The sequence below is a fragment of the Alistipes sp. CHKCI003 genome (assembly GCF_900021155.1).
Classification (GTDB): Bacteria; Bacteroidota; Bacteroidia; order Bacteroidales; family Rikenellaceae; genus Alistipes; species Alistipes excrementavium.
The window spans coordinates 1-5,982 of the sequence record NZ_FCNT01000020.1; the positions used below are offsets into that span (position 1 = coordinate 1).

General features: G+C 62.7%; 4 protein-coding genes. All 4 read left to right on the forward strand.

What is annotated here, in order from left to right; genetic code table 11:
- The first annotated feature begins 286 nt into the window (after positions 1–286).
- The 4 genes from BN3659_RS03590 to BN3659_RS03605 are packed head-to-tail and all read left to right on the forward strand — an operon-like array spanning position 287 to position 5,091.
- Positions 287–1,879, forward strand: a complete 1,593-nt coding sequence (locus BN3659_RS03590) for a thiamine pyrophosphate-dependent enzyme (RefSeq protein WP_091534649.1) — start codon at positions 287–289, stop codon at positions 1,877–1,879.
- Positions 1,880–1,891: 12 nt separating this feature from the next.
- Positions 1,892–2,479, forward strand: a complete 588-nt coding sequence (locus tag BN3659_RS03595; RefSeq protein ID WP_091534651.1) for an indolepyruvate oxidoreductase subunit beta — start codon at positions 1,892–1,894, stop codon at positions 2,477–2,479.
- Positions 2,476–3,789 carry an aminotransferase class I/II-fold pyridoxal phosphate-dependent enzyme gene (locus tag BN3659_RS03600; protein ID WP_091534652.1) on the forward strand — a complete coding sequence of 438 codons (1,314 nt, stop codon included), beginning with the start codon at positions 2,476–2,478 and terminating at the stop codon, positions 3,787–3,789. The genes BN3659_RS03595 and BN3659_RS03600 overlap by 4 nt, the downstream gene beginning before the upstream one ends.
- Before the next feature lie 6 nt (positions 3,790–3,795).
- Positions 3,796–5,091: an acetyl-CoA hydrolase/transferase family protein gene (locus tag BN3659_RS03605; RefSeq protein ID WP_091534654.1), complete on the forward strand. Its 1,296-nt coding sequence runs from the start codon at positions 3,796–3,798 to the stop codon at positions 5,089–5,091.
- Positions 5,092–5,982: the final 891 nt, after the last annotated feature.

The following is a 5,982-nucleotide window of genomic DNA, read 5'->3' on the forward strand; positions in this document are numbered from 1 at the left end:
GCACAGCGGGAAAAGGAAGCCCTCGCCGATCCCCCTCCCGCCGCGAAACCGATGCCGGAAAGGCGCGCGAAACAGGTCGAAAGAAGTTTCTCGGAGCCCCGACGCAAAAGGCCCCCCCCCGAAAACCGCGACGCCGAGCCGTTACACATACGCACAAAAAACGCCCTCTCACGCAACATTCGATCGGATCGGAGCCGACGGACATAATAAATCGTTAGGAAAACATGGAATTCCGATTAAATTTTCCTATTTTTGTAAAATCAGGAAGAATTCTTAACTACAACCTATGGCAAGCAAAGAACTATTACTTGGAGACGAAGCGCTCGCACAGGGCGCACTCGACGCCGGTCTCTCGGGTGTGTACGCCTATCCGGGCACGCCCTCTACCGAAATCACGGAATACATACAGGGACACCCCCTCACGGCCCAGCGCGGCATTCACAGCGCTTGGTCCGCGAACGAAAAGACCGCCGTGGAAGAGGCGCTCGGCATGTCGTTCGCCGGCAAGCGCTCGATGGTCTGCATGAAACATGTCGGCATGAACGTGGCGGCGGACGCCTTCGTCAACTCGGCGATGACGGGCGCCAACGGCGGCATGATCGTCGTAGCGGCGGACGACCCCTCGATGCACTCGTCGCAGAACGAGCAGGACTCGCGCTTCTACGGCAAGTTTGCCCTCGTGCCGATCTTCGAACCCTCGTCGCAGCAGGAAGCCTACGACATGGCCGCCGATGCGTTCGAGATGTCGGAGCGCCACCGGATTCCGGTGCTGCTGCGCCTGACGACCCGCATGGCCCACTCGCGCGCCGTGGTCGAGACGGGCGAACGCCGCGCGGAGAATCCGCTCGCCTATCCCGAGAACACGCGCCAATGGGTGCTCATGCCGGGCAACTCGCGCGTGAGATACAAGACGCTCATCGAGGAGTACAAGCAGTTCGAGGCCGAAGCCGCCGGGAGCCGTTACAACCGCTATACGGACGGAGCCGACAAGTCGATGGGCATCATCGCCTGCGGCATCGCCTATAACTATCTGATGGAGAACTTTCCCGACGGATGTCCCTACCCCGTGCTGAAAGTCTCGCAGTATCCGCTGCCCACGGCGCTCGTGCGCCGCATGGCTTCGGAGTGCCGCTCGATCCTCGTCATCGAGGAGGGCCAGCCGATGGTCGAGGAGACGGTGCGCGGCGTGCTGCCCACGCCCATCGAAATCAAAGGACGCCTCTCGGGCGAGCTGCCCCGCACGGGCGAGCTGACGCCCGACTGCGTGCGCGAAGCGGTCGGACTGCCGGCCCATCCCGCACACGCAGCCAGCGAGGTAACCGTGCCGCGTCCGCCCGCGCTCTGTCAGGGCTGCGGCCACCGCGACATGTACAAGACCCTGACGGACGTGGTGCACGAATACGAGAATGCCAAGGTATTCAGCGACATAGGCTGCTACACGCTGGGCTGGCTCGCACCGTTCCACGCCATCGACACGGTGCTCGACATGGGGGCCTCGATCACGATGGCCAAGGGTGCCGCCGACGCCGGGCAGCATCCCGCCGTGGCCGTCATCGGCGACTCGACCTTCACCCACTCGGGCATGACGGGTCTGCTCGATGCCGTGAACGCCAAGGCGGCCATCACGGTCATCATCTCCGACAACCTCACCACGGGCATGACCGGCGGTCAGGATTCGGCCGGTACGGGCCGTCTGGAGCAGATCTGCGCCGGACTGGGCGTCGAACCCGAACACATCCGCGTGGTGGTGCCCCTGCCCAAGAACCACGAAGAGATGCGCCGCATCATCCGCGAAGAGATCGAATACAAGGGCGTCTCGGTGATTATCCCGCGCCGCGAGTGCATCCAGACCGCCAAACGCCACAACGCTAAAAAATAAGAGACACACCCCATGAAACGAGATATCATCCTTTCGGGCGTGGGAGGACAAGGCATCCTCTCCATCGCCACCGTAATCGGCAAAGCGGCCCTCACCGAGGGGCTCCACATCAAGCAGGCCGAAGTCCACGGCATGAGCCAGCGCGGCGGCGACGTGCAGTCGAACCTGCGTCTGTCGTCGGACCCGATCGCCTCGGACCTCATTCCGCGCGGCGCGGCGGACATCATCCTCTCGCTCGAACCGATGGAGGCGCTGCGCTACCTGCCGTGGCTGTCGAAGGAGGGCTGGATCGTAACGAACACCACCCCCTTCGTGAACATCGACAACTATCCCGAAAAGGAGCGCATCGAGCGCGAGCTCGCAGCGCTGCCCCACGTGATCGCCCTCGACGTGGACGCCCTCGCCAAAGCGGCCGCCTCGCCGCGTGCGGCCAACATCGTCCTGCTGGGCGCCGCGGCGCCGCTGCTCCAGATCGAAGCCGCGAAGCTCGAACAGGGCATCCGCGACATCTTCGCCCGCAAGGGCGAGGCGGTGGTCGAGAGCAACCTCGCCGCATTCCGCGCCGGATACGAGTTCGCACGAAAAAGCATGAACCGATGAAACGGCCTTTCGACAGCACCCTCCTCGACGGCATCCTCGGGGAGCTGGAGATCGCGGACATCGCACAGGCGACGATCCGCCAGTCGGGCGAGATCGCCCGCCGCATGGAAAAGGCCACGGGCGAAGAGTTCTCGCACCTCGAAATGGGCGTGCCGGGCCTGCGTCCGGAGGAGATCGGCGTCGAAGCCGAACGCGCGGCGCTCGCCGCGGGCGTGGCCTCGATCTACCCGCCGATGCAGGGCATCCCGCAGCTCAAGCAGGCCGCCTCGCGGTTCATCAAGGCGTTCCTCGACATCGACCTCGCACCCGAGGGGTGCATCCCGACCGTCGGGTCGATGCAGGGCAGTTTCACCGTGTTCCTGCTCTGCTCGCAGCTCGACCCGAAGCGCCGGAAGATCCTCTTCATCGACCCGGGTTTCCCCGTGCAGCGGAGCCAGACGCATCTGATGGACATCCCGAGCGTCTCGTTCGACATCTACGACTACCGCGCCGAGAAGCTGGGCGAGAAGCTCGAAAGCTATCTGAGCGAGGGCGACGTCGCGGCGATCGTCTACTCCAACCCGAACAACCCGGCGTGGATCTGCCTCACGGAACAGGAATTGGAGATCATCGGCCGGCTGGCGACGAAGTACGACACGATCGTCGTGGAGGACCTCGCCTACCTCGGCATGGACTTCCGCAAACAACTGGGCCGCCCCTGCGAGGCGCCGTTCCAGCCCACCGTCGCCCGCTACACGGACAACTACATCCTGATGCTCTCGGGTTCGAAGATCTTCAGCTACGCCGGTCAGCGCATCGCCATAGCCGCAATCTCCGACAAACTCTACGGGCGCCACTACCCCGCCCTGCTCGAACGCTACCGCATGGCGCGTCTGGGCGACGCCTATGTGCTCGGCATCCTCTACGCCGCTTCGTCCGGCACGAGCCACTCGGCGCAGCATGCGCTGGCCGCGATGTTCGACGCCGCGGCCGACGGGCGGCTCGACTTCGTGGGCCACGCCTCGGAGTACGCCCGCCGCGCGAAGCTCACGAAGGAGTCGTTCCTGCGCCACGGGTTCCGCATCGTCTACGACAAGGACCTCGACGAGAAGGTGAGCGACGGTTTCTTCTACACGGTCGGCTACGGCACGATGAGCTGCTCCGAGCTGCTGCGCGAACTGCTGCTGTGCGGCGTGTGCGCCATCTCGCTCTCGTCGACCGGCAGCCGGCAGGAGGGCGTGCGCATCTGCATCTCGCAGATGAACCGGCCCGAACAGTTCGACCAGCTCGAAGAGCGGCTGGCCGTATTCGAACAAACACACAAAGCCTGACCATTTATGACCAACTACACCACCGCGGCCGAAGCCGTGAAACTCATCCGTCCGCACAGCAGCGTCTACATTCAGGGCAGCACTTCGATTCCCGAGACGCTCGTACGGGCGATGACCGACCGCGCGGCGGAACTTACGGACGTAACCGTCTACACGGGATTCGCCGTAGGGCGCGCCGACGCCCCCTATTGCCGTCCGGAATACAAGGAGACGTTTCTCGTGAACAGTCTCTTCGTGGGGAACAACATCCGCCGCTGGCTCGCCGACGGCTACGGACAGTCGATCCCCGCCTTTCTGGGCGAGATTCCCGCGCTGTTCCGCAGCGGCGCACTCCCCGTCGATGTGGCGATCCTCAACGTCTCGCGCCCCAATGCCGACGGATATTGCTCTTACGGCGTCTCGGCCGATCTGGCCGTCTCGGCCGTCGAATGCGCCAAGACCGTCATCGCACAGGTTAACGACGCGATGCCCTTCTCCTACGGCGACGCACTGATCCACGTGTCGCGCATCGCCGCAGCCGTCGAAGTCGACGAACCGCTCGTGGAGCTGCCGACCTCGGTGCCGAACGAAGTCGAGAGCAGGATCGGCGGCTACATCGCCGAGCTGATCCCCGACGGCGCGACGCTCCAGATCGGCGTGGGCGGCATCCCCAATGCCGTGCTGGCTGCGCTCGGCAACCACAAGCACCTCGGTCTGCACACCGAAGCGATGACCGACGGCGTGGTGCCGCTGATCGAGCGGGGCGTGATCGACAACTCGCAGAAAAAGATCCTGCCCCACAAGACGCTGGCGTCGCTGGCGCTCGGCTCGCGCCGTCTGTACGACTACATGAACTACCGCGAAGACCTCGAAATGCGCGACGTGGCATGGACCAACGATCCGTTCCGCATCCGCCAGAACCCCAAGGTGATGGCGATCAACTCGGCCGTGGAGGTGGACCTCACGGGACAGGTATGCGCCGACTCGGTCGGCACGCGCATCATCTCGGGCGTCGGCGGCCAACACGACTTCATGTACGGCGGCGCACTCTCCGAGGGCGGCAAGACCTTCATCGCCATCCCGTCGATCACCGAAAAAGGACAGTCGAAGATCAAGGCGCTGCTGACGCCCGGAGCGGGCGTCGTTACGACGCGCCACATGGTGCAGCACATCGTTACGGAGTACGGCGTAGCGTTCCTCAAGGGCAAGAACCTCGCCCAGCGAGCCAAAGCCCTGATTGCAATCGCTCATCCGTCGGCCCGCGAGGAGCTGGAAAAAGCGGCCTGCGAACGTTTCGGCTACTCGTTCCTGCGACTGAAATAGGGTCGTCGCGACACATGCGCAAGGAGGCTGTCCGAAACTCGCTGGACAGCCTCCTTCTTCATTCGGAGCATTGTCCGATTCCTTTCCGAACATGCAGCTTTCAAAGAGAGGAAAAGAGCCCGTCGAACAGCCTCTTTTCCGTGTATCGGAACGATCGCGCCGCACTCCCCGCCCTCGACGCATCCCCGTCGGATTCTTCCGAAATCCCCGCCCCCCACGCCGCAACCGCGACGAATCCTCGCGGAACCCGCGCCCAACCCGCACCGTATCACCACCCATGCCTCCCGAAATCACGGCAGAACCCTCGCCGCGCGCTCAATTTCCGCCCCTCCCGTTCCTCCCGCGGAATCCGGCATTCCGCTCCGGTACAGCCGCGCCACTTCGGCTGCGGGATACGAAACCCACTCTCGCTGCGGATGTCCGCCACTCGTCTCCACGGCCCGAATCCTCGAAGATCGTCCGGCTCCGCCGACAACCTCCCGAAAAACGGATATGCCGAATCATCCGAAAACCTCCCCCCCCCGGCAACCGGCCGAGCTATAATCGCAAAAACCAAAAGTTCATTACGTAAAAACCAGATGCGCAAAAATCTCGCTTGATTTCGGAAAAACGAGATGCGTAAAAAAAATCACACATGCATTCCCGATAATGATAAAAGAATCGACTTTTCGAAAGTCGATTCTTTTTATCGTTTGGAATGCTAATCAATAGACATTTCAAACAAAGCCTGCATATGCAACTTGAGCCGCTTAAATGCTGCTACAACAGCAAATGAACTGGTGAATTTCGGGCCAAAGTTCGGCGTTCAGGTCTCCGGTCAGATAGGCGACCTCCTCTCCCTGCATTGGCATTCCTGAATCGGCTGCGATGTCGTCGCAGAGGTGTCTGAGT

What these genes read in the sequence shown, in the direction of transcription:
- BN3659_RS03590 (WP_091534649.1), top strand. Translation starts at nt 287, where the DNA reads ATGGCAAGCAAAGAACTATTACTTGGAGACGAAGCGCTCGCACAGGGC.
- BN3659_RS03595 (WP_091534651.1), top strand. Translation starts at nt 1,892, where the DNA reads ATGAAACGAGATATCATCCTTTCGGGCGTGGGAGGACAAGGCATCCTC.
- BN3659_RS03600 (WP_091534652.1), top strand. Translation starts at nt 2,476, where the DNA reads ATGAAACGGCCTTTCGACAGCACCCTCCTCGACGGCATCCTCGGGGAG.
- BN3659_RS03605 (WP_091534654.1), top strand. Translation starts at nt 3,796, where the DNA reads ATGACCAACTACACCACCGCGGCCGAAGCCGTGAAACTCATCCGTCCG.